Raw genomic sequence first — 26,958 nt, 5'->3', positions numbered from 1 at the left:
TAAAGCTCGAAGCCCGCGCAAGCGGGCTTCTTCTTTATATCAGTTAACGGCGCCTGGTCCAGGAATTGCTCCGGGTGGACATTTGCCCAAGATGATCATGCCGAGCACCTCATCCTCATTTACATCGCCGACCTTTGCGGTTCCGACGACCTGACCATTCTTCATCACCGCGACACGATCTGCGAGATGGAAGACGTCATGAATATCGTGGCTGATAAGGAAAATGCCTATCCCTTCGCTCTTTAGCTGCTTGATTAGCTCGCCGACCTGCGCTGTTTCCTGCGGGCCAAGTGCTGCTGTTGGCTCATCCATGATAAGTATGCGCGCGTTAAAGAGAATAGCTCTCGCAATTGCTACAGACTGACGCTGACCACCTGATAGGGCCTTGACCGGATCCTTAAAGCGTTGAAAGCGCGGGTTGAGACGCCCCATCACTTCTCTTGCACTGTGTTCCATCGCAACATCATCCAGCGTACCCCATGGCGTCATCAGTTCTCGCCCGAGATATAGATTGGCCGCCGTATCCACATTGTCGGCCAGTGCAAGGGTCTGGTAAATCGTCTCAATGCCGTAGGCTTTCGCGTCGCGCGGATTGTTGATCGTGGCCTCTTCGCCACTAACTTTGATCGTACCGCTATCCCGTTTGTAAGCGCCGGATAGAATTTTGATCAATGTCGATTTTCCGGCACCATTATGCCCAAGGAGAGCAACAACTTCCCCCGGGAAAAGATCGATTGATGCGCCATCAACTGCACGGATACCTCCGAAGGCAATTGAGATATTTTCCATATCGATGAGAGCGGTTTGTTTGTTTGTCATAATTTTCTCCTCCCTCAAGCGGTCCGACGGCGATAAATTGTATCAAGCCAAACTGCTATGACGAGCACCAGGCCAACAACGATATTCTGCAATGGAGTGTCGAGGCCCAACAAGACCATCCCGGAACTAAGCGATTGCATTAAAAGCGCTCCGATCATTGCCCCGGCAATCGTGCCCACACCGCCAGCCAATGAGGTGCCACCGATAACAGCGGCTGCAATCGTCAGCAATTCATCCAATGTACCTTGCGCGTTGGTGGCGGCGTTCAGGCGTGCCGTCGAGATGGCGCCGGCTATCGCGCAGAGAATTCCCATAATGATAAAGATTTTCATCGTGACCCAACGCGTATTGATACCCGCAAGGTCGGCTGCTTCCGGGTTACCCCCCATTGCAAAAACGTAACGGCCAAAACGCGTGCGTGTTGTCACGAAAGTCATGATGATGCCTGTCGCCACCGCGATAAGGACTGGTACAGCAATGCCATGGGAAATAAACAACCCACCTTCCGGGATCACAATGCTGTTTGCTTCCGCATATTTACGAACAATGCCTATGGGCCAGTAATAGGCATTTGCGACTGCGACAACGCCCAGCACCAAACCACAAGCGACAAAGCCCATGAATATCTCCGCCCACACAGGGCGACGCGGGAAATTGAAACGTTTCCGCTGACGACGGCTATTAATGATCATGACGACCAAAGCGACACAGGCGACCAAGCCGACAATCCAGCTCCACATCGCGCCAATTGATCCCTCGGGCCCACCGCCCATAAGGCGGAAAGTGGAGTCCATTGGCGCTACGGTTCTGCCGGAGGTTACCCACCACGCAGCACCACGCCAGACCAGAAGCCCGCCGAGCGTTACGATGAATGCAGGGACGCCCATAAATGCAATGATAAAACCTTGAGCGGCGCCGATAATGGCACCCGTTAAAATACCAATGGCAAGGACTATCAGCCAAGTTGCTGAGTGTTCAAACCCCAGCAGTTTGGGTAGAAATTCTGCTTGCGTAACGCCCATGATCATGCCGACAAACCCCAATACCGAGCCGACTGACAGATCAATATTCCGCGTAACAATGATGAGAACCATGCCAGTTGCCATGACAGCCACCGACGAAGTTTGCACGGAAAGGTTCCAGAGATTTCGCGGGGTCAGAAACTGGCCACCAGACAGGAACTGGAAAGCCACCCAGATGATCACCAGCGCCCCTATCATACCAAGGAGCCGCGTATCGAGTTCCGTCGCTTTGAAGAAACGGGCAACAACACTCAGTTCAGAAGCGCGAGCGCGGTCAAGGCTAGTAGCCGGATCACTCATGAAATTTCTCCCAGTTATCTTGTTTGAACGCCGCCGACCCGGAGGATCAGCGGCGTCAAATTTCAGGATATCTTGATCAAACTATTTGCAAGCTGCCACTGCATCGGCTTTTACGCCTTGGCATACGACGTCTTTCGTGACCCAGCCGGCGTCAATGACAACACCCAGATTGTCCTTGGTAACCGGAACTGGTGTCAGAAACACTGCATTGACCTCAACCTTGTTGGCACCGCCAGCAAACTTCTGGACGTTTGGAATTTCTTCCATCTTTTTGCCATCAGCCAATGCCGCCGCGATGTCTGCAGCTTCTTTGCCAAGTTCACGCGAGTCTTTCCAGATTGTCACTGTCTGCGTGCCTAGAGCGACACGATTAAGCGCAGCGAAATCGGCATCCTGACCTGAAACCGGCACGGATCCGGCTAGACCCTGAGCCTGGAGCGCCGCGATGGCACCGCCAGCCGTTCCGTCATTGGCAGCAACAACAGCGTCAATCTTGTTGTCGTTGGCAGTGAGAAACTGCTCCATGTTCTTCTGCGCGTTGGCCGGCAACCAGCCATCTGTATAAGCCTCACCGACATTCTTGATCTTACCGGAATCGATAGCATCTTTAAGTACTTCCTGTGCGCCGGCGAAGAGGAAGTCAGCATTAGGATCGGCCGAGCTGCCCTTGATGAAGGCATAGTTGCCTTCTGGCTTTACAGCCAATACGCCGCGAGCCTGCATGCGTCCAACTTCCTTGTTGTCGAACGTGACATAGAACGCATCTTTATTTTCAATCAAACGGTCATAACCCACAACAGGAATGCCTTCAGCGACAGCTTTTTCTACCGCTGGACCAATTGCGCTGGAATCCTGTGCCAAGATGATCAAGGCATTGGCGCCCTGCGAAATCAGGCTTTCTACGTCGGTTAACTGTTTTGCCGCAGACGACTGCGCATCGGCAGAAATGTACTTGTCACCATTTGCCTCGAGAGCCTTCTTGATGGCAGCTTCATCGGTCTTCCAACGCTCTTCCTGGAAGTTCGACCAAGAAACGCCGATGATCTTGTCCTTCGCCAAAACAGGTCCTGCAAACGAGACAGCTAGAATCGTTGCCCCCGCCAATGCGGCCGCATATTTCTTCATGATAACCCTCCCAGTGCCTTTAGCACGCTGACTATTTATTGCTGGCTTCACCTCCGCCCAGCAATTAAACCTCTTTATTTCGAGGCTCGAAAAAAATAGTGACTTAAAACTAATTCCGTGTCAACTTGGTTTTTGAAGACGCAAGTCATTGCACTGCAACAACTTTTTTGCGTCGCACAAAAAAAGATTTCGGGAGGAAGTCATTTGTTGCTGGATGAGATTGCGCGACCGGACGATGTCCGCCGTCAGAATCGGCGGCTTATATTGGGGTCCATACGACAGCATGAGCATTTATCCAGAACCGACATCGTGGCCCATACGGGGCTAAGTCCATCGACGGTTTCAGCCATTACTACGGCCCTTATAGCCGAAGGTATTATTGGCGAAAACCGCGGCGGCGACCCGGCTGAAACGAAGCGGGGACGACCTCAAATAGCCTTGGCTTTAAACCCTGAAATCGCAACAGTCGCTACGGTGGAACTCGCGCTCAACCTTATCCATGTCGTGCTGTTCGACTATACTGGCCAAGTCACTGCGGAGCAGTTTCGTCATTTACCCACTTTAGAAGCGACAACCGGCGAGTTGATCGCAACTGTCTCATCCATGCTTGATGAGTTAATCGAAAACAGCCCGAAGAATGCTGGTCCCCTGCTCCACATCTCAATGGGTGTGCAGGGCGTCACAGACGCTGCAAGCTCTGCGATGCTTTGGTCTCCCATTACGCCTGACACAAATATCGCATTCGGCAATGCTCTTTCGCAGCGCTATGGAGTGGGTGTAGCCGTTACCAATGATTGCAACATGATAGCGGAAGCTCTGCGCTGGACTGACCCTCAAAATTATACCGAGGATTTTGCTGCTATTTTGCTTTCTCACGGCATCGGTATGGGCCTTTACTTGAAAGGAAAGCCCTTTGTCGGCGCCTACTCCTCCGCATCCGAGTTCGGGCATATGTTGCATGTCCCCAACGGAGCGCTATGCCGGTGCGGGCGGCACGGATGTATTGAAGCCTATGCCAGCGACTACGCCATCTTGAGAAACATCGCTGACGAAGATGAAAAAACACAACCTATACAGGGCGTCGACGCCGCAAGTTTCAACAAGGTTGCCGACCTTGCACGGGCAAAGGATGGTCCGGAACGTGCGGCCTTCGCCAAAGCAGGACAGGCAATCGGTTCAGGACTACGCAGCCTTTTTTCGCTGATTGACCCCGTTCCCGTTGCGCTGGTTGGCCCGGGCGCAGGTGTTTTCGATCTTCTTGAAAAGGATTTGCGCGCCATCATTTCGGGAACATCCGGCTGGGGCGCGACAGAGGACCTCAATATTCGCTGCTATCCTGATGAACACCCGCTTATTTTACAAGGATGCATGATGACATCCCTGCTTCATCTCGATACGCACATTTTTGCCCCCGGAGATGCCCCGGTCAAACGGGCAATTTCAGCATAGTTCAGGAGAAATCTTATGTATCTCGGTCTCGATCTCGGCACATCAGGTGTCAAGGCGTTATTGATTGACGATGAACAGCGGATCATAGCTTCCGGCAATGGATCGCTGGAAGTCACGCGGCCCCACTCCGGCTGGTCGGAGCAAGACCCTGAGCACTGGATCAGAGCAACAGAACACGCTGTACAGGAACTGCGTGCCAGTCATGGCAAGGAACTTGCTGCCGTAAAGGGCATCGGTCTTTCGGGTCAAATGCACGGCGCAACGCTACTAGACGCCAATGATCAGGTGTTACGCCCATGTATGCTTTGGAACGATACACGAAGCCATAAAGAAGCAAGCACGCTTGATGCAGATCCGAGATTCAGGGCGCTCACGGGCAATATTGTTTTCCCGGGCTTTACGGCGCCAAAAGTGGACTGGGTTAGAAACAATGAGCCAGATATCTTCAGTAAAACCCGCTATATTCTTTTACCAAAAGACTATTTGCGGCTTTGGTTGACGGGCGAGTACGTCTCGGAAATGTCGGACGCTGCGGGCACATCCTGGTTGGACGTTGGTAAGCGCGCTTGGTCGCAAGAACTTTTGGCCGCCACCGAATTAAGTCTCGATCATATGCCGTCGCTGGTGGAAGGCACTGATGTCTCCGGCACATTAAAATCCGATATTGCTTCGCGTTGGGGAATGAAAAGTAACGTCGTTGTTGCTGGTGGAGCCGGCGACAATGCAGCATCCGCATGTGGCATGGGAACTGTTGGCGAGGGTCACGCTTTCATTTCTCTAGGCACGTCCGGTGTGCTTTTTGCCGCAAACAATGCCTATTTGCCCAATCCGGAAAGTGCCGTGCATACGTTTTGCCATGCATTGCCGAATACATGGCATCAGATGGGGGTAATTCTGTCGGCTACCGACGCGTTGAACTGGTATGCCGGGATAACCTCGCGCAATGCAGCTGAGCTCACAAACGAGCTTGGGCTAGCTTTACGGGAACCATCGGGCGTCACCTTCCTTCCCTATCTTTCCGGCGAGCGCACTCCGCTTAACGACTCCTCTATTCGCGGATCGTTTTATGGGTTGGAGCACGCAAGTGACCGCGCAGTATTGACACAAGCCGTTCTGGAAGGTGTGGCCTTCGCATTTCGCGACTGTTCGCGTGCATTGGCGGCGGCGGGCACGAAGCTTGAACGCGTTACGGCTGTCGGCGGCGGCTCGCGCTCAACTTATTGGTTGAAAACCATAGCGACGGCGCTCAATATCCCAGTTGACGTGCCAGCAGACGGCGATTTCGGCGCAGCTTTCGGGGCAGCGCGTCTCGGATTGATCGCCGCCGAGCAAGTTAACCCACGTGAAATATGCGTCGCGCCTTCAACCGCTTCGACCATCGAGCCAGAAACAAAACTGACCGCTCAATTTGATGCGGCCTATCATCGTTATCATAATCTATATCCAGCATTAAAAGGAGTTCAGTCATGAACAGCGGATTTTTCGGCGACACCAAACCAGTCAAATATGAGGGGCCGGACAGCACAAATCCGCTAGCCTACCGCTTCTACAATGCGGATGAAGTGATTTTGGGGAAACGCCTTGAAGACCATTTGCGTTTTGCCGTTGCCTATTGGCACTCCTTTGTCTGGCCGGGCGGCGATCCGTTTGGTGGGCAGACATTCGAGCGCCCCTGGTTTAATGAGACCATGGAAGGAGCAAAACTGAAAGCAGATGTTGCCTTCGAAATGTTCTCGATTCTGGGCGCACCTTATTTCTGTTTCCACGATGCCGATGTGCGCCCGGAAGGCGATACACTTGCAGAAAGCAACAAGCGCCTCCATGAAATAGCGGACTATTTTGCCGGGAAGATGGAGAAAACAGGAACAAAGCTTCTCTGGGGCACAGCTAACCTCTTTTCCAACCGCCGTTATATGTCAGGTGCCGCAACCAATCCCGATCCAGACGTATTCGCCTATGCCGCCGCAACGGTGAAAACCTGCATCGACGTTACGCAGAAGCTCAAGGGCGAAAACTACGTTCTCTGGGGCGGTCGCGAAGGCTACGAAACGCTGCTGAATACCGATATGAAGCGCGAACTCGACCAGATGGGACGTTTCCTGAGCCTTGTCGTCGATTATAAGCATAAGATTGGCTTCAAGGGCGCCATCCTTATTGAACCGAAGCCACAAGAGCCGACCAAACATCAGTACGATTATGACGCGGCAACTGTTTACGGCTTCCTCAAGCGCTTCGGTCTTGAAAATGAAGTGAAGGTCAATCTGGAGCAGGGTCATGCGATTCTTGCAGGCCATTCCTTTGAGCATGAACTTGCGACTGCCTCGGCTCTGGGCATCTTCGGTTCGATCGATATGAACCGTAATGACTATCAGTCCGGCTGGGATACAGACCAGTTCCCGAACAACGTTCCGGAAGTTGCGCTGGCATATTTTGAAATTCTCAAAGCAGGAGGATTTACGTCGGGTGGCACGAATTTCGACTCGAAACTGCGTCGCCAGTCACTTGATCCGCAGGATTTGTTGATTGCTCATATTGGCGGCATGGACACTTGCGCTCGTGGCCTCAAGGCAGCAGCAAAGATGATCGAAGACAAGGTGCTGACAGGGTTTGTCGATGAGCGTTATGCTGGCTGGTCAAAGCCGGAAGCCCAGCAAATGCTTTCGGGCAAGCTTTCGCTTGAGGACATTGCGAAAAAGGTTGAGGGTTCAGGACTGCAGCCGCAACCGCGCTCCGGACGTCAGGAATATTTGGAAAATGTAGTCAATCGCTACGTTTAAACCACCAAAGATAAAAGCCACGTCTAATAAACAAGCTCTCATATGAGAGCTTGTTTATCCTTTAGAATCAAACGTGTTGGCCACCATTGATGTGTATTTCCGAGCCGGTGACATAAGATGACGCCTCGGAACAGAGGAAGAAGATCGTTTCGGCAACTTCGGCTGTTTTGCCAAGCCTGCGAAGCGGCAAATGCTCCACCAGCTTGTCGGTTCCGGGAGAGAGAATTGCCGTATCGATCTCGCCAGGCGCGATGGCATTGACTCGAATTCCGTGGGGACCGAAGTCGGATGCCATTTCGCGGGTCAATGACGCCAAAGCTGCCTTGGATGTAGCATAGGCTGTACCTGCAAATGGATGTACGCGACTGCCGGCAATTGATGTCACGTTCACCACAGAACCTTTTGCAGTGGCCAACTCATTGAACAGGCCACGCGCCAGCATGATTGGGGCAAAGAAATTTACCTGGAACACGCTCATCCAGGTCTGCATTGGCGTTTCAATGGAATCGAGACGATTACCCGAGCCATTCTTTGGTGAAATACCCGCATTGTTGACTAGGGCGTTAAGCATCCCGCCTTCGACCTTAAGCCGCTGCCTGATCTCCGACACCGCATGATCTACATCAGCAGGATCAGCAAGATCGACCTTGATATGATCGTCTGGACCAGCAGGCCAAGGGCAGTTGTCATCGAAACTCTGGCGAGAGCAGGTGATAACGCGCCAACCTGCCCGCGAAAAACGCTTAACAGTTGCGTGGCCAATACCGCGGCTTGCGCCGGTCAGTACGAGGACCTTGCGAGGTTCTTTTTCACTCATGAGAAATTCTCCGTTGGAGACTCCATAGCCGATCAGCAGTTGAATATCGAGGCATAACATTCGCGGCGTTATTGATCCCGTTGAACGAAATCAATAACGTCGTTCAAAACGCGGGAGGAAGCATGAACGGATATGTATTGGCCATCGACCAGGGCACGACATCAAGCCGCGCAATCATTTTTGATAAGAGCCGGAAGGTTGTCGGCAAAAGCCAACAAGAATTCACGCAAATATATCCGCAGTCTGGCTGGGTTGAGCACGATCCTGATGAAATTTGGCAATCCGTTCTGGCAACTTGTGAAGTTGCTATCGAGAATGCAAAAATCCAAGCGGGCGACGTTGCGGCAATCGGCATTACCAATCAGCGCGAAACGGTGATCGTCTGGGAAAAGGCAACGGGCAAACCGATACACAACGCCATAGTTTGGCAGGATCGCCGAACCGCTTCCCTTTGCCAAAAGCTGAAGAAGCAAGGGCTGGAAAAGAAATTCACCCGGAAAACGGGCTTGCTGCTCGATCCCTATTTTTCTGGCACCAAGCTTTCCTGGATTTTGGATAAAGTGCCCGGTGCCCGCAAGCGCGCAGCCAATGGCGAACTGCTTTTCGGTACAATCGACAGTTTTTTGATTTGGCGACTGACTGGCGGCAAGGTTCACGCGACAGATGCCACCAATGCCTCACGCACGCTGCTTTTTAACATTGCTACCAATGAGTGGGATGACGAACTGCTCGAAATTCTCCGGGTTCCTCGTGCAATGTTGCCGGAGGTTAAAGACTGCGCGGCAAATTTCGGCTCGGCGGAAGCGTCTTTATTTGGCGCAACAATTCCGATTCTCGGTGTTGCCGGTGATCAACATGCAGCGACCATTGGCCAAGCTTGTTTTGAACCGGGAATGTTCAAATCCACTTATGGTACGGGCTGTTTTGCCTTGCTCAATACGGGCAGCGATATGGTGATCTCCAAAAACCGGCTCCTGACAACCATCGCTTATCGTCTCAATGGCAAAACGACCTATGCGCTGGAGGGTTCGATTTTCATTGCAGGTGCGGCGGTGCAATGGCTGCGGGACGGGTTGAAAATCATTGGATCCGCGCCCGAAACCGGTAAGCTCGCTGATCAGGCAGACCCGAGCCAAGATGTTTATCTCGTTCCCGCCTTCGTAGGGCTAGGGGCGCCCCATTGGGACGCAGAAGCACGTGGCGCGATATATGGACTGACCCGAAACTCTGGCCCTGCGGAATTTGCAAGAGCCGCGCTGGAATCTGTGGCCTATCAAACGCGCGATCTCCTTGACGCCATGCGAAAGGATTGGAAGACTTCTGACACCAAGACCGTGCTGCGCGTCGATGGCGGGATGGTCGCCTCGGACTGGACCATGCAGCGCCTTGCCGATATTCTTGATGCGCCCGTGGATCGACCAACCATTCTCGAAACAACGGCACTTGGCGCAGCATGGCTTGCCGGCTCCAAGGCGGGCATATGGCCAAACCGCCGCGAATTCTCCAAAACATGGGAAAGAGACACGCGCTTTATACCGAAAATGGATGAGAAGACCCGCAAGGCCAAGATTGCCGGATGGAAGATCGCCGTGAAAAGAACCCTGACAAGTTAGTTCCTGGCAAGACGCTTGGTATCGCTCGTTCAATTTCCCATGATGAGATCGAACAGCGTTGTCTTGCGACCTGCCTGACCGTTTTGACCCACGTCTCCCGGTGGAATAGGTCTCGTAGATCCAGTCTGGTCGCCAAGTCCAACCTGCGTGCCGGGGTCGAGTTGTGCTGATGGAGCTGAAGGATCAACACCCGAATCAGGCAAAATATCATTGCCCTCTTCGATCAATTTATCGAGGCGATAATCTCCGGGAAGCGGTGTGATGGGAACACCCTTATGGGCTGCCACCATGAAATCTTTCCAAGCGATTGCCGGTAACGATCCGCCGGTGATCTTCTTCGTTGGCTTGCCGTTATCGTTGCCGAACCACACTCCTGTCGTCAGATTGGACGTATAGCCAATAAACCAGGCATCACGGAAGTTCTGGCTGGTTCCGGTCTTGCCAGCTGCCGGCCAGCCAAATCTTGCCTTGGTTGCCGTGCCAGTCTCGATAGTCTGGCTCAACATGGCGTTCATCATGCTGAGATTGCGCGGGCTTACAACACGGTCCGGTGTCGGCCCCTTATACTCAAAAAGCAGCTTACCGCTATTCGTGGTGACACGGCGAATAATGTGGACAGGCGCCTTGTAGCCTCCATTGGCAAATGGGACAAAGGAATCTGTCAGTTCCAACAAAGTTACTTCAGATGTGCCGAGGGCCAGCGAAGCATTCGACGTAAGGCTGGAATCAATGCCAAGACGATGAGCCGTTGAGACAACGGTTGCAGGTCCCACTTCCATGACAAGTTGCGCAGATACGGAATTGAGCGAGCGGGCCAGTGCTTCAGCCAATGTTACTTTGCCAAAATATTTTCCATTGTAATTTCCTGGTGTCCATTTGCCGATGCGGATTGGCGCATCATTGCGAATAGATTCCGGCGTAAGTCCCTTTTCCAAAGCAGAAAGATAAACGAAAGGCTTGAAGGCCGATCCCGGCTGGCGCTTTGCCTCGCTGGCCCGGTCAAACTGACTGTTGGCGTAATCATACCCGCCTACGAGCGCGCGCACGGCGCCTGTTCCATCAACTGAGACCAGCGCGCCTTGCGAAACATTCAACTTCTCACCGTTTTTACTGATGAGATCGCGGATCGATGCTTCTCCCAACTTCTGCAAGCCAAGATCCACAGTGGTATCAACCACAATATCATTCGATACGTCGCCGATTAGATTTGGCAACTCCTCCATGACGCGGTCAGCAACATACTGTTCTGATCCTGACCAATAGGAAGCGGCGCGTGCTGTAGGCTGCTTCATAGCCACATCCAATTCGTCAACGCCGATCATGCCTTGCTCACGCATTGCAGCAAGCACCAATTGCGAACGTTCGCGGGCAGCTTTTGGATCACGTGCAGGTGACAAACGCGAAGGAGCCTTTAGCAGACCCGCAAGCAGCGCAGCTTCTGGCAAGGTCACTTCTTTGGCTGATTTGTTGAAGTACCGGTGCGATGCAGCGGCCACACCATAAGAGCCAGACCCCAGATAGACCCGATTAAGATACATCTCCAGGATTTGTGTCTTGGTATATTTCTGCTCCAGCCACAGCGCCAGCAATACCTCCTGAACCTTGCGTTCAAGGGTGCGATCAGGTGTCAGGAAAAGATTCTTGGCCAACTGCTGGGTGATCGTCGAGCCCCCCTGTACCAAGCGACCCGAAATCACATTGGTTACCATCGCCCGGGCAAAGCCAATAGGATCGACGCCAAAATGCGAATAGAACCGGCGATCTTCAATGGCAATAACCGCCTCAGGTATATAGGGCGACATATCATGCAGCCCGATTGCCTCTCCGCCCGAAGCGCCACGATTGGCGATCAGTTCGCCTTCCACGGAAACTATCCTAACGTTGGGTGCACGGTCAGGAATGGTCCATGTCGTCGTCTGGGGCATCTTGGCGGCGAAATAGAGAACCGTGCCTGTCAGAGCGATTCCACCCCAAATGCATAAAACAAACGACCAATAAACTGCACGGCGCACCAACCCAATAAATCCACTGCCGTTTTTGCCGCGGCGTGAACTGCTACGCTTTGACTTTGAGACTTTGCGCACTGTCGATTTGCGTTTTGCCACGGGCCTATCCTCCGGATCTGCACGCATGTCATCGCTCGAATCTCGACCGGAGCCAAAGCCGGGTTCGATGCGTTGCCTGCCTTTATCGCGTGGTGCCATTGATGATAAATTCCGCGCCGTTGTACCCATCTGGAGTGATAGCCACGCGTTGCAGAGTAAATGCGGCGATTTAAGGTGCGGTTAAGGACCAGTGAAGTTAAATTCATTTAACAAAACAGCGGCGCTAAGACAGGCCAGCCAAAGCAGCTCTATCGTGTGCAGTTGCAGTTTTTGCGACTATTACACTAAAGGGTTGCGATAGTGTGCAGCTTCCTTTAGGTCTCGGCGCTTCGCTGTCTTATAAGGTCCGTGACATGGAACAGGCAAAGTTCACAACGGGTTTCGCGCTGCTTTTACTGGCTGCACTCGTTATCAACATCGGTTATTTCGCGTTTTCAATCGACCCGCTGGACGTTTCTGTTTCGCTGGATGAGTCGGGTGCGATTGAAACTTTCCAGCTGGCATATATCGCCGGTGCAACTGCCCTGTTCCTCATCGCAGGCCTGCTCCAGCATAAAGCTGGCCGAATGTTTTCCATTGGCATGGGTGTGCTTTGTATCGTTTTTTTCCTGCGTGAGCTTGAGGTTGATCGCGTGGGTCCAATAACGACCTATATGAACAGCAAAGTATTCCGCATTCACGAAGCTATTATAATAATTGCGGTGGCATGTGTTTATCTGGCCTTTCGCTGGCGGACAGTTGGCGAAATTGCGCGATTTGTTTTCAGCAAATCTGCTTGGCCATTCTACGTCGCGGCAATTTTTCTTCTTATTGGTGCCTATTGTGATTCACAGCACGGCACAGTTTCCATGCAGATAAAAGAAGAGATTGCGGAAAGCGCAAGCTATCTTGCATTAATGGTTACAGCGGCGGGCCTGTGTTACCAGCATTCTCGCCACAGTGAGCATAAGAATGGCATTAATGCCTTGATTATAAGCATTTTTATGTTGGTATTGGTGGGCGCATATGCACATGGTCTTTACGTGCTGACATAAAACTCAATACCGCAATCGGACACGCTTTTTACATTGTCAGAAACGAATTTGGCATTTCCCGACAAGGGCTCACCGGCAATCGAACGCAGTCTTTTTCAAAGGCTGAGGAGCCGTCTGGATTCGTGGCGGATCGAGACGCGATTGAAGCGCCGAAAAAATAATGTTGCCGCGATATCACCTCTTGGTTCTGGAATGCGCCCGTTACAGAATACGGACATTCCACTCATTTTCCTGACGCGCAATAGCGTAAATTTCCTGCCCTCATTTCTGTCTCACTATCGCAAAATTGGTGTCACACGCTTCCTATGTATCGATGATAATTCGTCTGATGCTACCCGGGACATATTGCTGCAACAGCCCGATGTCGATCTCTTCAAGTCACCCCTACGCTATGGGGAAGCTGACCGTGGGAAGCTCTGGAGACATGAACTTCTGAAACTGTATGGAATCAATCGCTGGTATCTTAATGTCGATTGCGATGAATATTTCATTTATGACAATTGCGAACAAGAACCGTTACCGGAGCTCATTGCAAATCTTGAGCTGAAGGGCATTAGGCATTGTCCAGCGCCCATGATTGACCTTTATCCTTCGGGCCCGCTGTCATCGGCAGTGTTCGATGGTTCCAGCGAGATCATGCCTTGGAAAATTGCCGATATGTTTGACGCATCCGGCTATCGCATGAGCGCGGATAACCGTTTCATGTCTTTAACGGGTGGCCCCCGCGGACGTATTCTCAAGGAACATGTTGAATTGATGAAATACCCGCTTCTATACGTGGAGACGACGATGGCGTTCGCTTCCAGTATTCACAAGCCATTGCCATTCTATCGCAATTTTTCTCCTATTTATGGCTCGCTATTGCATTTCAAATTTTTCAGTGATGCCTTGCTTTTCGCGCAGGCCGCTGTTGCGGACGCGCAATATTATGGTGGCTCACATGTTTACAAAAACGTGGTTGACGTGCTTGGTGCCGAAGAAAATGTGAGCTTGATTGGGCCGGACTCCATAAGGTTTCGAGATTCCCGTCAATTTACAGAGCTGGGACTCTTCGCGCGCCCGTGATGCTCCGATAGGACGATGGCTGATGCGTTTTCTTTTTATTATAGCAGATCTCGGGCCGAACGGAGTCACCTATTCACGGCTCCGTTATGCAGGGGAGTTGGCGCGTCGCGGTCACAAGGTCAAGATTTTGGCACTTGTAGATGGCGAGACAAGGACCATCCCAGACGGGGTTGACTTTGAGGTTTTGGATCGCTCGACGACCAGGCTAAGTGGTTTCGTTCAACAGATAAAATCCGCGTTACGTCTGCGGCAGTGGTTCAAACAGGCCTCACGCCTTCAGCCCTTTGATTTTGTTTCTTCTTCGCTCACGCCGGCTGACCGCGTTGTAGCCAGAGCCGGGCTAATAAACGTACATCATTGGATACATATTGCGACATCAGAGCTTATTGCGGGCGTGTCCGATCTTCGAAAACGGCGGCGGCGCGCGCGGCTTTTATCTAGTATCTATCACGGAAAACCGGTCATAGGCGTATCAAAGGGCGTGATTGACGATCTTGCAAAACTGGATGCCATCCCATCCAGCGCAACGCTGATACATAATGGCTACAATGTTGAACACATACGCAAATTGGCAGCTGAAAAGCCTGCCGATTTGCCCTCCGAACCGTATTATATCCATGTGGGCCGATTTGCTGCGGCCAAACGCCATGACGTGCTGTTCGAAGCGTTGAAGGGCAGCGGATCAACACGCAGGCTCTTGCTTTTGACTGATAAGCCCGATGAAGCCATGCAACTTGCGCGGCAATATGCATTGGAAGATCGAGTGGCTGCCCTTAACTTTCGCGACAACCCCTTTTCCTATATGGCGCGCGCAGATGCTTTATTGCTGTCATCCGATTTTGAAGGCTTTCCAAACGTTCTGGTCGAAAGTCTTATCTCGGGAACGCCTATCATATCCACCGATTGCCCCTATGGACCGGCAGAGATCCTCACAGACTCCTACGCACAATGGCTCGTTCCCACCGGCGACGCCCAAGCGCTGTCCGACAAAATCGCGCTTTTCGAAACTTTACCATATAAAGTTGAGCCTTGGCTTTTTCAGCGCTTCACTCTTGCAGGTGCGATGAATCAACTTGAAGAACTTGCCCGCATGCCGGAAAAGCCATCTTTGGGACAATTTCGTCCGCTGCTTTGAATGACCTGCCGCCAGTTGAGAAATCCATCTGCTGGGGTTAATCTTGCGTATCAATGAGGAATGTTCATGCGCCTTATCATGCTTGTAGTTCTCACGATTGGAATTAGCGGATGCGGTGGCGGTGCCATTAAGCGCCTCAGTCCCTCACCCGACTCAGAGGCGCAATACCGTCTTGGCGGGTGCCAGTTACGAGGACACGGGGTATGCAAGGACAGCCAAGAATTTGAAAAACAATCTCCGGCTGCTCAATAGCAAAAGATTATTATTTGCAGGCTCTTGAATATTTCCTTTATCAGCTATACTTTAATCCTTGCGTAACGAGCGGTTCTCCTCCCATTTTTCGCTCGTTGCGTGTTCCCCTCTGGACGCATTAGCGTTCACAATTCGCCGGGCTCTTGCCCGGCTTTTTTGTGCCTTGTACAGTCTCGTACGCGTAGCACTCCGAAGAACGACTTCTGATAATTACAATAAAAATTCGATCGCTCGAAATACGGTCTAGCAATCATGTTTTATGGAAACATCTTCGGGCATTCGTCCATCACCTGAATTTTACTTCCTATTCTGAATCTTCGCGTATCAAAGACGAATGGTGAGGGAGCACGACGAATGAGTACCGTGGAAAAGATGCGGGTAGACTGGGTCGACATTGCCAAAGGTATCTGCATCATTTTTGTAGTGATGATGCATTCTGTTCTGGGTGTAGAGAACGAGACTGGCACGCATGGGTGGATGCATCCGGTTGTAGCATTTGCTCAGCCATTTCGGATGCCAGATTTCTTTTTGATATCGGGGCTTTTCCTAAGCGTCGTCATTAACCGCTCGTGGCTGCGCTATATTGATCGAAAGGTCGTGCATTTTGCCTATTTCTACGTGCTTTGGCTAACCATTCAATTTGTGTTCAAGGCACCAGGGGTTGTGGCGCAAGACGGAGCGACGGGTGCCATATCGGCTTATCTGCTCGCATTTGTGCAACCATTTGGCACATTGTGGTTCATATATTTGTTGCCGGTGTTCTTTATCGTTACCCGATTGCTGAAGACGACAAATGTCTGGCTGGTCTTTGCAGCATCGGCACTTTTAGAAACGTTGCCGATCCACACGGGATGGCTTGTTATTGACGAGTTTTGCAGCCGATATGTGTATTTTTTTGCAGGATATGCATTTGCTCCAGCAATCTTCAAACTGGCCGAGAAATTGCGGGCAAGCCCCGCTATTGCTGCAATCATTCTAGGTGCATGGGCTGTCTTAAACGAGTGGCTGGTCTTCCATCCTGCACCGGCACCATTTAGCGCGTGGATACCACAAGAGACTTATACTTCGGGCGGGCTTGGTGGTTGGGCAAGTGTGCCGGTTATCTCGTTGATCGCCGGCTTTGCTGGAGCACTGGCTATTGTTTCAAGCTCAGCTCTTATTGCAAGTGTGCCATGGAAGCCCATAACTGCAACGCTGCGCTGGCTTGGTGCTCACTCAATCGTGGTGTACCTGGCCTTCTTTCTGCCCATGGCAGCCGCTCGCACTATATTGCTTAAAACTGGAATCATCACTGATATTGGCACTATTTCACTACTGACGGTGATGAGCGGCGTCATCGGTCCGGTCATTCTTTATAGAATCATTCAACTCACTGGCTATGGGGAATTTCTATTCAAAAGACCGGCTTGGGCGCATGTAGATCGCGCTCCACACCAGGAAACAGCTCAAGCCACCGCCGCGCAATAACTCAGCTATGCGCAAAAATGTCCTGCTCGTCCCATCCCATCAAATCCAGTTTGGCGCGGGTAGGCAAAAACTCAAAACAAGCCATCGCCTCTTCTGCTCTCCCGTCCCGTTCCAGACGCTGCTGGAGAATGGTTCGCAGGCGATGCAGATAAAGAACGTCGGAGGCCGCATATTCCAGCTGTGCCTGACTGAGTTGCGGTGCACCCCAATCTGAAGACTGCTGTTGTTTGGAAAGGTTGATTTCCAGCAGTTCACTGCAAATCTCTTTCAATCCGTGGCGATCCGTATAGGTGCGTATCAGCCGGGATGCGATCTTGGTGCAGAAGACAGGTTTCGGCATGATGCCAAACGTATGAAATAGAACTGCAAGGTCAAAACGTCCGAAGTGAAAAATCTTGGTGACGGCATTATCGCCCAGCAGCCTCTCCAAATTCGGAGCACTTTTCTGTCCCTTATCGATCTGGATAACGTCCGCTGTACCATCGCCAGGTGAAATTTGAACGACACAAAGCCTGTCGCGATGCGGATTGAGACCAAGTGTCTCGGTATCGATGGCAACCGCATCGACCTGATAGTTGCTCAGGTCAGGCAGGTCATGGCGGTGAAAGCGAATGGTCATATTCTTTTCCTGTTTATTTCGCGAGGGCGTCGAGAATGCGCGCCCAAGACCGCTGGCCTTTGTGGAATGAATTCAATTCATATTTCTCATTCGGAGAATGAATCCGGTCATCTTCGAGGCCGTAGCCTACGAGCAAAGATTCCATGCCCAGCATATTCTGGAAGTCACCAACAATCGGAATTGAGCCACCCATTGCAATCAGCACTGCCGGGTTTGGCCATTCATCGCTCAGGGCATTTTTTGCCTTGGAAAGCAGCGGCGATTCGTAGGAAAGCTGGATGGCGGGTGATCCACCATGCTCATGGAACTCAACTGTGCAATCGGCAGGAACACGCGCTTGGACAAAGGCGCGGAAAGCCTCGCGGATTTTCGCCGGACTTTGCTTGTGCACCAATCTGAACGATACTTTTGCAGAGGCTTGGGCCGCAATGACGGTTTTGAACCCTTGTCCCGTGTAACCGCCGGTTATGCCGTTAAATTCGGCGGTCGGACGCGCCCATATCAGTTCAAGGATTGAACGGCCCTGCTCGCCTGATGGTATAGAAAGACCAACAGGACCAAGAAAGTTTTCCGGCGTGGCATCGAGCCCTTCCCACATCTGCAATATTTGCGTGGGTGTTTCTTCAACGCCATCATAGAAACCAGGGATCGTCACCGCGCCATTCTCGTCATGAATATCAGCGAGAATTTTAGTAAGGATGCGGATCGGGTTTGCCGCTGCGCCGCCAAACATACCGGAATGCAAGTCCCGGTCGGCCGCTTTGACAATAATCTCTTCGCCAACTAATCCGCGCAGCCCGACAGAAATCGCAGGCGTTTCCGAATCCCACATTCCAGTGTCGCAGACGAGTGCAAAATCGGCCTTCAGCTCATTCTTGTGCGACTCAAGAAATGGCTTGAGAGACGGCGAGCCCGATTCTTCTTCGCCTTCAAACAGAATGGAAACCTTTATCGGCAATTGGCCATGTACCGCTTTATAAGCACGGCAGGCTTCAACAAAGGTCATCAACTGGCCCTTGTCGTCAGATGTGCCGCGACCGGTCAGAATTTTGCGGCCATTGCCCATGTCCTTGATCGCAGGATCGAATGGATCGTTTTCCCACAATTCGAGAGGATCGACAGGCTGGACATCATAGTGGCCGTAAAAAAGCACATGGGGAGCATCTTCGCTAGGGCCAGCATGATGTGCGACAACCATCGGATGACCCGGCGTGTCGCGTATACTTGCTTCAAATCCAATCGATTGCAGATCGGCTACCAGCCATTCAGCGGCTTTGCGACAATCCGCTTTGAACGCCGGATCAGTTGAAATGGACTTGATTCTCAGCAGATCAAAAAGGCGCTCCAAGCTCTTGTCGAGGTTTGTATCAAGCGCATTCAAGACAGGTTCGAGAGCTGACATAATATTTCCTGAGTTCATTGACCGGGATTCGTGAAGGGAGCTCTTCTTAGCGTATTTTCAAGCCAACGGCATAAAAAAATGGCAGGGCGGCACGCTATAAAAGAAATGGCCGCCTTGGCGGGGGGACCAAAGGCGACCAGATCACTACTACACTCATTTGCAGCCACCCTGGAGAGGGGAATGGGAGGCTGCGACACTGGTGTCAGGCGGGGGACGAGCCTTAAAGACCAGCGATCGATCTAATGTCGATGAACTGGATTTGGGGGGTAAACCGTGGCAATTCAAGGGCACAGAAGATTACATCTTTGTAACAAAGGCGTGAAGCGAAATTAACGTCAGGATGCCCACAGGAGTCGCTGGAAACAACACAACTCGTCATTTCCTTTTTTACCATGTTCATTTATTTCTGTTGCCATGAAAAAAGGTGATCATCTCTTCCTCGTCGACGGCTCCGGCTATATTTTCCGCGCCTACCACGCTCTTCCGCCCCTGACGCGGAAATCGGATGGCCTGCCGGTCGGCGCCGTTTCAGGTTTTTGTAACATGTTGTGGAAGCTGTTGCGGGAAGCGCGAGACACGTCTGTACGCGATACGCCCACACACTTCGCAGTAATTTTCGATTATTCCTCGACCACCTTCCGCAAGGAAATTTATCCGGAGTACAAGGCAAACCGCTCTGCCCCTCCGGAAGACTTGATCCCGCAATTCGGTTTGATCCGGCAAGCAACAAAAGCCTTTAATCTGCCGTGTATTGAGAAGGAAGGTTATGAGGCTGACGATCTCATCGCCACCTATGCCCGTATGGCAGAAGCTGTGGGAGCAGAAGTTACGATTATTTCATCAGACAAGGATTTGATGCAGCTCGTTACGCCGCTGGTGTCCATGTATGACAGCATGAAGGACAAGCAGATCGGCATTCCTGAGGTAATCGAGAAGTGGGGCGTGCCGCCCGAAAAAATGATTGATCTACAGGCAATGACGGGCGATTCGACCGATAATGTTCCTGGAATTCCCGGTATTGGACCAAAAACAGCGGCGCAGTTGCTGGAGGAGTTTGGTGATCTCGATACGCTGCTTGCGCGTGCCGGAGAAATCAAACAGCAGAAACGACGCGAGAACATAATCCAGTATGCCGAGCAGGCATTGATATCCCGCCAGCTTGTGACCCTGAAAACCGATACGCCCATTGACGTAGGTCTTGAGGATTTCGGACTCGAGCCTCAGAACGGACCAAAGCTGGTTGCATTTTTCAAATCGATGGAATTCAACGCCCTGACACGTCGCGCTGCCGAGGCAACCGGAGTGGACGCCAGCGAAATTGAAGCTGCCAACCTTAAGATTGAGGCCGTCGCCGAAGCCCGCGGCCCGGATTTAGATAGTGCTGGATCTGATGCCAGCCCTGAAGCTGCAACCGCATCAAGCCAGATGGTTGTCTCCAGCAAACCGCCATCATCAAACGTGTCCGCTACACCTGCTGACCTTGTAAAGGCTCGCACCGACGAAGCGTTGTCAGCCAAAATTGATCGCAGTGCCTACACAACGATTCGCGATGTTGCCTCGCTGCAAATCTGGATTGATGAAGCCATGGCGTCGGGTATCGTCGCTTTCGATACGGAGACAACATCCGCCGATCCAATGCAGACCGAAATTGTGGGCCTGTCCCTCGCCACGCGGCCGGGCAAGGCTGCGTATATTCCAATCAATCATAAATCACGCGACGGCGATCTGCTTGGCGGTGGACTGCTTGAACATCAGATTCCTGAAGCAGAGGTTTTCCGTCTGTTGAAGCCGATGCTTGAAGACGCATCGGTTCTCAAAATTGCCCATGCCATGAAGTATGAGTGGCTGGTCATGCATCGTCACGGCATTGATCTTCATCCGGTCGATGACACCATGCTTATTTCCTATGTGTTGGATGCTGGCGAAGGTCACCATACCATGGATAGTCTGTGTGACCGATGGCTGGGCCACAAGCCTTTGTCTTACAAGGATTTGGTCGGCTCTGGTAAATCCTCACTCACATTTGACAAAGTTGAAATAGAAAGAGCCACCGAATACGCCGCTGAGGATGCAGACGTTACTTTGCGGCTATGGCGGCTTCTGAAGCCTCGGCTTGTCGCCGATGGCCTCTCCTCGGTTTACGAGCGGCTCGAACGGCCCCTTATTCCTGTGCTCGCCCGTATGGAGGAACGAGGGATTTCTGTCGACCGACAGATTCTGTCTCGCTTGTCAGGTGATCTCGCACAGTCAGCAGCGGCTATCGAGGACGAAATCTACAAACTTGCAGGAGAGAAGATCAATATCGGGTCTCCCAAGCAGATGGGTGATATCCTGTTCGGAAAAATGGGGCTGCCGGGGGGATCGAAGACGAAAACTGGGCAGTGGTCAACATCTGCTCAGCTTCTCGAAGACTTAGCCGCTGAGGGCCATGAACTACCTCGCAAAGTCGTTGACTGGCGTCAGCTGACAAAGCTGAAATCAACTTATACCGACGCCCTTCCCGGCTACATTCATCCCGACACCAAGCGGGTCCATACGTCCTATGCCATGGCCGCAACCTCGACAGGGCGTCTGTCGTCCTCAGAGCCCAATCTGCAAAACATTCCGGTTCGCACCACCGAGGGGCGCAAAATCCGTACGGCCTTTATAGCCGCGCCCGGTAATAAGCTGATATCGGCAGATTATAGCCAGATCGAACTCCGTGTGCTTGCACATGTTGCGGAAATTCCACAGCTGACTCAGGCCTTTGCCGATGGCATCGACATTCATGCTATGACCGCTTCTGAAATGTTCGGCGTCCCGGTGGAAGGCATGCCTTCGGAAGTGCGACGACGCGCAAAGGCCATCAACTTCGGCATTATCTACGGTATTTCCGCATTCGGTCTTGCCAACCAGCTCTCCATTCCGCGCGAAGAGGCCAGCCAATACATCCGGACCTATTTTGAACGCTTCCCGGGGATCAAGGATTATATGGAAGCGACGAAAGCCTTTGCCCGTCAACACGGCTATGTCGAAACCATTTTTGGCCGCCGTGCGCATTATCCCGAAATTCGTTCGTCAAATCCGCAACTGCGCGCGTTCAACGAACGTGCAGCGATCAATGCACCCATTCAAGGCTCTGCAGCGGATATTATTCGCCGGGCAATGGTACGCATGGATGCCGCTTTAAAAGATGCAAAACTCACGGCGCGCATGCTGCTTCAAGTGCATGATGAATTGGTTTTCGAGACCATTGAGGATGAGGTGGAGGCAACGCTTCCTGTTATTCGCGAAGTGATGGAAAACGCGGCCATGCCAGCAATTGCGTTATCAGTTCCACTACAGGTGGATGCACGTGCTGCGCATAACTGGGAAGCGGCGCATTAGAGCCCTTCCCAGTTACTGCAAAGCGTCCAATGCTTTGCGCTGGGCATGCATTTCAAGGAAGATTCGATAGTCGCGATCAAGGCGCTGACGCGCTGCCGGATCAGGTCGACGGACATGCCCGCCCTGCTTCATCGCTGTGCAGGCCGAAGGTAGATCAGCATACACCCCCGCAGCCGCCGCAGCTACCATCGCTGTGCCAAGGAGCACCGCGTCTTCCGCCGCAGAGGTTATAACCGTACAGCCGGTCGCATCGGCATAAAGCTCCATAAGCAGCGGGCTCTTGATGTGGCCGCCAGTGACATGCATCGTGTCGATTGCGTAACCCTTGTCATTGAACGCATCCAGAATATGGCGCACGCCGAGCGATATGCCGATAGCAGTACGCCAATAAAGACGGCACAGGCTGTCGAAGGATGAATCAAGTGTCAGACCACTGATAACCCCGACCGCATGCGGGTCAGCCAGCGGCGAACGGTTTCCATGGAAGTCGGGCAGGACGTGTAAACGATTTGCGAGATCCGGCTCGGTTGCACGAAGCTCCATGATACGTGCTGTGATCTTTCTGTGCACATCGCCACTTGGCTCGCCTCCAGCCCCATGCCAGCGGATAATATGGTCGAGTAAGGCACCAGTTACGGATTGACCGCCTTCGCTCAGCCAAACATCTGGAAGTGCAACGCCGTGATAGGGGCCCCAACCACCGCGAAACGAGATCGGCTCCCGGGACAAGGCCATCAGGCAGCTTGACGTTCCAGCTATCAGCGCAAGATGGCGATCAATCTGTGAAAGATCGCCAGCAAAGCCACCTAGAACGCCAAGCGAGCCGGCGAATGCATCAATGAGTCCGGCTCCTACATGACAGTTTGGCGTGAGGCCCAACTCTTTTGCCGCTTCGCTTGTCAGTGCGCCTAAATCCGTTGCCACAGGACTTGCGACGTCCGGAAGATTGCCGCGTTCAATCAAGTCCTCCAAGCCGATTGCTTCCAGATAATCTACCTGCCAGCCCTGCTTTTCATGCGCGAGATAGGTCCACTTACAGGTTAACGTGCATTGCGACCGCGCCAACGATCCTGTTGCTTTCCAGCTCAAATAATCGGCCAGATCAAAAAAATACCCCGTCTTGTTCCAAGTGGTCGGCAAATGACGCTTCAACCACATCAATTTTGGCGTCTGCATTTCCGGCGACATGACACCGCCCAGAAAATCGAGGACTTTGTGGCCCGTTGCCGTGCATTCATCGGCTTCGTCCAAAGCGCGATGATCGAGCCAGACAATTGTATCCCAGCGCTGCTCGCCAGATGTTGAGACGGTAAGCTGCTTGCCATGCGTATCGCGAACGACCAATGAACAGGTGGCATCAAAACTCAAGCCCACCACATCTGCAGGATCAATTTTAGCCGCCGCAATCGCGCCTTGCACAGAAATACATACAGATTTCCATATATCTTCCGAATCGTGCTCGGCATGATCACCCATTGGGCGATTCATTAAGATTGGGTGCTCCACGCGGCCCAGAAGGTTGCCATTTGCATCCAGAATGCCCGCACGGGCGCTTCCTGTACCAACATCTACAGCGCAGACAAATTGCGGCATCAACGAACTTTCAGTACGGCTTCCTACGACTTGAGTAGGTCAGGCAATTGCAACATGTCGTCGAATATAAGGTCTGGGCCAAGAGACGCAAGCGTTGACTCCAGCCTGCCACCGCGGGAATGCGTCCCGCCCGTAAATGCGAAAACGCGCATACCCGCCGCTTTGGCAGCTTGTATACCTGCTGGACTGTCTTCGATCACCACACATTCAGCCGGATCGACATTCATTGTGTTCGCAGCAAATAAAAACAGGTCTGGAGCGGGCTTGCCATTCTTGACCATAGTGGCGCTGAAAATATGCGGATCAAGCAGGTCGATGAGCCCGGTCAACCTTAGCGATAAACGAATGCGTTCTGGCTGGCTCGACGAAGCAACACAGCGGCGCTGTGGCAATTTCTTCAATGTATCAGCGATGCCGGGGATGGGCTGGAGATCCAATTCGAAGCGCGAATAGAGATTGGTCCGCATTTCGTCGAGGTCGGCTTCGCTGGCAGCGAAACCGTATTCTTCGTGGAGAATCTTGCTAATGGTCGCCATGCTACGACCAAGAAAACGATCATAGGCATCATCTTCTGACATGGTGACACCGCTTTTGGCGATCATCTCCAGCAGCACCGCTATGGAGATAGGTTCACTGTCGACCAGAACGCCATCGCAATCGAAAATAATAAGCGAGGGATCAGCCATTAGAGTTTATTTTCAAGATAGAGTTCCAAAGTTTCACGTGCTCCCTTGTCCCATAGTGTCCGGAGAATACGCGAAAATGATTCGACGAAAACCGGTGCTGTCCCTACATCGCCAAAAATATCTGTCATGGCAAGGAATGCCTTCGGATCGCCCTTTGCCTTCAAAGCCTCGATCTTTAATCGCTCAGCGCTCGCATCCAGATAGTCGGTCGGTTTGCCACTATCCGTTGTCCCTGCGCAGAACCGGCACCAAAGCGCAGACACCAGGGATAGGCCGGTAATGCTGTCGCCTGCCCTCAACCTGTCGGCAGTCGTCGGCAGAATGAATTTTGGCTGGCGGTTCGATCCATCTTGGCAAAGTCGCTGGATGGTATCGCCGATTTTTGGATTGGAAAAACGCCGGATAATAAGATCAAAATACTGATCGAAAGGCATATCAGGTACGGGTGGCAACACCGGAATGATCTCTTCGCGCTCAAGCTTCGTTAGAAAATTGCGTATCAATGGCTCTTCCATCGCTTCGTGAACAAAATGGATGTCCATGAGTGAAGCCGGATAGGCGATTGCCGCGTGCCCGCCATTGAGAATGCGTATTTTCATTAATTCATACGGTGCAACATCTTCGACAAACGTCACCCCGACCTTTTCAAGCGCAGGACGACCAGTTGGAAAATGATCCTCGAGCACCCATTGCTTGAACGGTTCGCAAAATACCGGCCAATTATCTTCAACTCCAAATTCCGTTGCCAGGAAGTTGCGCTCGCGGTCGGTTGTTGCTGGTGTAATACGATCCACCATCCCATTCGGGAAAGCCACATTTTGCTTCACCCAATCTGCAAGTACAGGATCAATCAGCGCCGCCAATCCACAAATGGCATCGCTGGTGACGTGGCCATTGCCTGGAATATTGTCGCAAGACATAACCGTAAAAGCAGGCGTGCCCTCGCTGCGCCGACGAATCAGGCCAGCCAAAATCAAGCCGAAAACGGTTTTCGGGCTGCCTATATTGGCCGCATCTGCCGCAATGGCAGGATGTTGCGGATTGAATTTTCCTGAAGCCGGATCAATAAAATAACCGCCTTCGGTAATGGTCAATGACACGATCCGGATTTCAGGATCAGCAAGACGGGCAATTGTGTTTGCAGCGTTACCCGGCTGAATATAGTCGATCATTGATGACGTGACATATGCTTTGCGATGCCCGCTGTCTTGTTCAACTACAGTTGTAAGCCAGTCTTGGTCCTTGAGTTTCTGACGCATGATTTCATCGGAAGGCAGGACCCCAGCACCAACCAGACCCCATTCGTGATCCGTCCCTGCATTGAACAACTCATCAAGATAAACCGCCTGATGTGCACGATGAAAATTCCCGACACCAAAGTGAATAATCCCGGCTTTCAAATCCGATTGCTTGTAACTGGGTACGCTGACACTGGCCGAAAATTGGGACAAAGCGTTCTGCGAAAGTTTAATTGTCATCGGGATCAACCCTTCTTTTCATTCATGCTGCAAGCGTCCATCACGACCGACTTGCAGTCAGCTCATCCAGTTGCCGCCATCGACATTGTAAGTTTGTGCGACGACGTAATCGCTATCGCTTGAAGCCAGAAATACGGCCATGCCAACGAGATCGTCTGCGGTGCCCATCCTGCCGAATGGTACAGCTTCGCCAACGAGTCGCTTCTTTTCTCCACGCGGCCTGTTCTCGTATTTTGCAAAGAGGGCATCCACGCCTTCCCAGTGCTCTCCATCAACGACACCGGGCGCAATGGCATTCACGTTGATGCCGTGCTTGATAAGGTTGAGGCCTGCCGATTGGGTAAGACTTACTACTGCTGCCTTCGTTGCACAGTAAACAGCGACAAGCGGCTCTCCGCGGCGCCCCGCCTGGCTGGCCATGTTAATGATCTTGCCGCCTTTTCCGCGAGCAATCATGTTTTTGGCAACGGCTTGCAGTGTGAAAAGTGTTCCTGCAAAATTTACTGCAAACAATTTATTGTAGCTATCGCGGGTGATATCGACGATTGGCGCGAGATCGAAAAGCGCTGCATTATTGATCAGGATATCGACGCCGCCAAAATGCTCGACCGTTTTGGTAACTGCCGCATCGATGGACTGCTGATTGGTCACATCAAGCCGGACCGCAAGAGCCTTGTTGCCCAGGTCAGTTGCGGTTTGCTGCGCGCGCTCCAGATCGATGTCAGCAATTACCACATGGTCTATGCCTTCACGTATATAAGCCTCTGCAAATGCGCGGCCGATACCTCGTGCCGAACCTGTGATAAATGCCGTCTTGCCCGCAAGCCTGCTCAT

20 protein-coding genes are annotated in these 26,958 nt (G+C 52.1%); 9 read left to right on the top strand and 11 right to left on the bottom strand.

Annotation, left to right across the window (positions count from 1 at the left end; genetic code table 11):
• Positions 1–39: 39 nt before the first annotated feature.
• From AC6CHM_RS21115 to xylF, 3 genes are all read right to left on the bottom strand, one after another.
• Positions 40–819, bottom strand: a complete 780-nt coding sequence (locus AC6CHM_RS21115; protein WP_115051547.1) for an ATP-binding cassette domain-containing protein — start codon at positions 817–819, stop codon at positions 40–42.
• Between the two features lie 14 nt (positions 820–833).
• Positions 834–2,141, bottom strand: coding sequence for a sugar ABC transporter permease (locus AC6CHM_RS21110; RefSeq protein ID WP_498174639.1), 1,308 nt, complete (start codon positions 2,139–2,141; stop codon positions 834–836).
• Positions 2,142–2,222: 81 nt separating this feature from the next.
• Positions 2,223–3,266: a D-xylose ABC transporter substrate-binding protein gene (gene xylF / locus AC6CHM_RS21105; protein ID WP_115051549.1), complete on the bottom strand. Its 1,044-nt coding sequence runs from the start codon at positions 3,264–3,266 to the stop codon at positions 2,223–2,225.
• A gap of 207 nt (positions 3,267–3,473) precedes the next feature.
• On the opposite strand from xylF, the gene AC6CHM_RS21100 reads away from it, so the two are divergent.
• Genes AC6CHM_RS21100 through xylA form a run of 3 tightly spaced genes read left to right on the top strand, consistent with a single transcriptional unit; the run spans position 3,474 to position 7,492 of the window.
• Positions 3,474–4,715 carry an ROK family protein gene (locus tag AC6CHM_RS21100; protein WP_498174636.1) on the top strand — a complete coding sequence of 414 codons (1,242 nt, stop codon included), beginning with the start codon at positions 3,474–3,476 and terminating at the stop codon, positions 4,713–4,715.
• 15 nt (positions 4,716–4,730) lie between these two features.
• Positions 4,731–6,185 carry a xylulokinase gene (xylB, locus tag AC6CHM_RS21095; RefSeq protein ID WP_498174634.1) on the top strand — a complete coding sequence of 485 codons (1,455 nt, stop codon included), beginning with the start codon at positions 4,731–4,733 and terminating at the stop codon, positions 6,183–6,185.
• Positions 6,182–7,492 (top strand): xylose isomerase, encoded by a 1,311-nt coding sequence (xylA, locus tag AC6CHM_RS21090; RefSeq protein ID WP_498174632.1) that lies wholly within the window; start codon positions 6,182–6,184, stop codon positions 7,490–7,492. Before xylB ends, xylA begins: the two co-directional genes overlap by 4 nt.
• A gap of 67 nt (positions 7,493–7,559) precedes the next feature.
• Here xylA and AC6CHM_RS21085 read toward each other — a convergent pair whose 3' ends face one another.
• Positions 7,560–8,309, bottom strand: coding sequence for an SDR family NAD(P)-dependent oxidoreductase (locus AC6CHM_RS21085; RefSeq protein WP_115051552.1), 750 nt, complete (start codon positions 8,307–8,309; stop codon positions 7,560–7,562).
• A gap of 122 nt (positions 8,310–8,431) precedes the next feature.
• Here AC6CHM_RS21085 and glpK point away from each other — a divergent pair, with 122 nt between their 5' ends.
• Positions 8,432–9,922 carry a glycerol kinase GlpK gene (gene glpK / locus AC6CHM_RS21080; protein WP_337354008.1) on the top strand — a complete coding sequence of 497 codons (1,491 nt, stop codon included), beginning with the start codon at positions 8,432–8,434 and terminating at the stop codon, positions 9,920–9,922.
• Positions 9,923–9,951: 29 nt separating this feature from the next.
• Here glpK and AC6CHM_RS21075 read toward each other — a convergent pair whose 3' ends face one another.
• Positions 9,952–12,126: a transglycosylase domain-containing protein gene (locus AC6CHM_RS21075; RefSeq protein WP_498174629.1), complete on the bottom strand. Its 2,175-nt coding sequence runs from the start codon at positions 12,124–12,126 to the stop codon at positions 9,952–9,954.
• Positions 12,127–12,329: 203 nt separating this feature from the next.
• On the opposite strand from AC6CHM_RS21075, the gene AC6CHM_RS21070 reads away from it, so the two are divergent.
• From AC6CHM_RS21070 to AC6CHM_RS21055, 4 genes are all read left to right on the top strand, one after another.
• A complete protein-coding gene (locus AC6CHM_RS21070) occupies positions 12,330–13,061 on the top strand; it encodes a hypothetical protein (RefSeq protein WP_498174627.1) in 732 nt (243 codons plus the stop codon).
• A gap of 192 nt (positions 13,062–13,253) precedes the next feature.
• The gene (locus tag AC6CHM_RS21065) at positions 13,254–14,126 is read left to right on the top strand and encodes a glycosyltransferase family 2 protein (RefSeq protein WP_498174625.1); all 873 of its coding nucleotides are present in this window, start codon (positions 13,254–13,256) and stop codon (positions 14,124–14,126) included.
• Positions 14,127–14,148: 22 nt separating this feature from the next.
• The gene (locus AC6CHM_RS21060) at positions 14,149–15,261 is read left to right on the top strand and encodes a glycosyltransferase (RefSeq protein ID WP_336442296.1); all 1,113 of its coding nucleotides are present in this window, start codon (positions 14,149–14,151) and stop codon (positions 15,259–15,261) included.
• Between the two features lie 606 nt (positions 15,262–15,867).
• The gene (locus tag AC6CHM_RS21055) at positions 15,868–16,980 is read left to right on the top strand and encodes an acyltransferase family protein (RefSeq protein WP_498174623.1); all 1,113 of its coding nucleotides are present in this window, start codon (positions 15,868–15,870) and stop codon (positions 16,978–16,980) included.
• A 1-nt stretch (position 16,981) separates the two neighbouring features.
• Here AC6CHM_RS21055 and AC6CHM_RS21050 read toward each other — a convergent pair whose 3' ends face one another.
• Together AC6CHM_RS21050 and AC6CHM_RS21045 are read right to left on the bottom strand one after the other, a co-directional pair.
• Positions 16,982–17,599, bottom strand: coding sequence for a ribonuclease D (locus AC6CHM_RS21050; protein WP_354342801.1), 618 nt, complete (start codon positions 17,597–17,599; stop codon positions 16,982–16,984).
• A gap of 13 nt (positions 17,600–17,612) precedes the next feature.
• On the bottom strand, positions 17,613–19,001 hold the full coding sequence (locus AC6CHM_RS21045) for a M20/M25/M40 family metallo-hydrolase (protein WP_498174621.1): 1,389 nt from the start codon (positions 18,999–19,001) through the stop codon (positions 17,613–17,615).
• Positions 19,002–19,415: 414 nt separating this feature from the next.
• Here AC6CHM_RS21045 and polA point away from each other — a divergent pair, with 414 nt between their 5' ends.
• Positions 19,416–22,367 (top strand): DNA polymerase I, encoded by a 2,952-nt coding sequence (polA, locus tag AC6CHM_RS21040; protein WP_498174619.1) that lies wholly within the window; start codon positions 19,416–19,418, stop codon positions 22,365–22,367.
• A 12-nt stretch (positions 22,368–22,379) separates the two neighbouring features.
• Here the strand turns inward: polA and AC6CHM_RS21035 are convergent, their stop codons facing one another.
• From AC6CHM_RS21035 to AC6CHM_RS21020, 4 genes are read right to left on the bottom strand one after another with little or no spacing between them, the layout of a single operon-like run.
• Positions 22,380–23,960 (bottom strand): FGGY-family carbohydrate kinase, encoded by a 1,581-nt coding sequence (locus AC6CHM_RS21035; RefSeq protein ID WP_336442291.1) that lies wholly within the window; start codon positions 23,958–23,960, stop codon positions 22,380–22,382.
• 23 nt (positions 23,961–23,983) lie between these two features.
• Positions 23,984–24,646, bottom strand: coding sequence for an HAD family hydrolase (locus AC6CHM_RS21030; protein WP_498174617.1), 663 nt, complete (start codon positions 24,644–24,646; stop codon positions 23,984–23,986).
• Positions 24,646–26,124 carry a mannitol dehydrogenase family protein gene (locus tag AC6CHM_RS21025; protein ID WP_498174615.1) on the bottom strand — a complete coding sequence of 493 codons (1,479 nt, stop codon included), beginning with the start codon at positions 26,122–26,124 and terminating at the stop codon, positions 24,646–24,648. Before AC6CHM_RS21025 ends, AC6CHM_RS21030 begins: the two co-directional genes overlap by 1 nt.
• A 57-nt stretch (positions 26,125–26,181) precedes the next feature.
• Positions 26,182–26,958: an L-iditol 2-dehydrogenase gene (locus AC6CHM_RS21020; protein WP_498174613.1), complete on the bottom strand. Its 777-nt coding sequence runs from the start codon at positions 26,956–26,958 to the stop codon at positions 26,182–26,184.

The sequence above is a fragment of the Phyllobacterium sp. GQ127 genome, from assembly GCF_059758635.1.
The sequence above is the reverse complement of the archived record's forward strand: the minus strand, read 5'-3'. Positions and strand labels throughout refer to the sequence as shown.

Coding starts and splice junctions, on each gene's coding strand:
- AC6CHM_RS21115 (WP_115051547.1), bottom strand. CDS start 819: ATGACAAACAAACAAACCGCTCTCATCGATATGGAAAATATCTCAATT.
- AC6CHM_RS21110 (WP_498174639.1), bottom strand. CDS start 2,141: ATGAGTGATCCGGCTACTAGCCTTGACCGCGCTCGCGCTTCTGAACTG.
- xylF (WP_115051549.1), bottom strand. CDS start 3,266: ATGAAGAAATATGCGGCCGCATTGGCGGGGGCAACGATTCTAGCTGTC.
- xylB (WP_498174634.1), top strand. CDS start 4,731: ATGTATCTCGGTCTCGATCTCGGCACATCAGGTGTCAAGGCGTTATTG.
- xylA (WP_498174632.1), top strand. CDS start 6,182: ATGAACAGCGGATTTTTCGGCGACACCAAACCAGTCAAATATGAGGGG.
- AC6CHM_RS21085 (WP_115051552.1), bottom strand. CDS start 8,309: ATGAGTGAAAAAGAACCTCGCAAGGTCCTCGTACTGACCGGCGCAAGC.
- glpK (WP_337354008.1), top strand. CDS start 8,432: ATGAACGGATATGTATTGGCCATCGACCAGGGCACGACATCAAGCCGC.
- AC6CHM_RS21075 (WP_498174629.1), bottom strand. CDS start 12,126: ATGGCACCACGCGATAAAGGCAGGCAACGCATCGAACCCGGCTTTGGC.
- AC6CHM_RS21065 (WP_498174625.1), top strand. CDS start 13,254: ATGCGCCCGTTACAGAATACGGACATTCCACTCATTTTCCTGACGCGC.
- AC6CHM_RS21060 (WP_336442296.1), top strand. CDS start 14,149: ATGCGTTTTCTTTTTATTATAGCAGATCTCGGGCCGAACGGAGTCACC.
- AC6CHM_RS21055 (WP_498174623.1), top strand. CDS start 15,868: ATGAGTACCGTGGAAAAGATGCGGGTAGACTGGGTCGACATTGCCAAA.
- AC6CHM_RS21050 (WP_354342801.1), bottom strand. CDS start 17,599: ATGACCATTCGCTTTCACCGCCATGACCTGCCTGACCTGAGCAACTAT.
- AC6CHM_RS21045 (WP_498174621.1), bottom strand. CDS start 19,001: ATGTCAGCTCTCGAACCTGTCTTGAATGCGCTTGATACAAACCTCGAC.
- polA (WP_498174619.1), top strand. CDS start 19,416: ATGAAAAAAGGTGATCATCTCTTCCTCGTCGACGGCTCCGGCTATATT.
- AC6CHM_RS21035 (WP_336442291.1), bottom strand. CDS start 23,960: ATGCCGCAATTTGTCTGCGCTGTAGATGTTGGTACAGGAAGCGCCCGT.
- AC6CHM_RS21030 (WP_498174617.1), bottom strand. CDS start 24,646: ATGGCTGATCCCTCGCTTATTATTTTCGATTGCGATGGCGTTCTGGTC.
- AC6CHM_RS21025 (WP_498174615.1), bottom strand. CDS start 26,124: ATGACAATTAAACTTTCGCAGAACGCTTTGTCCCAATTTTCGGCCAGT.
- AC6CHM_RS21020 (WP_498174613.1), bottom strand. CDS start 26,958: ATGAGCAGGCTTGCGGGCAAGACGGCATTTATCACAGGTTCGGCACGA.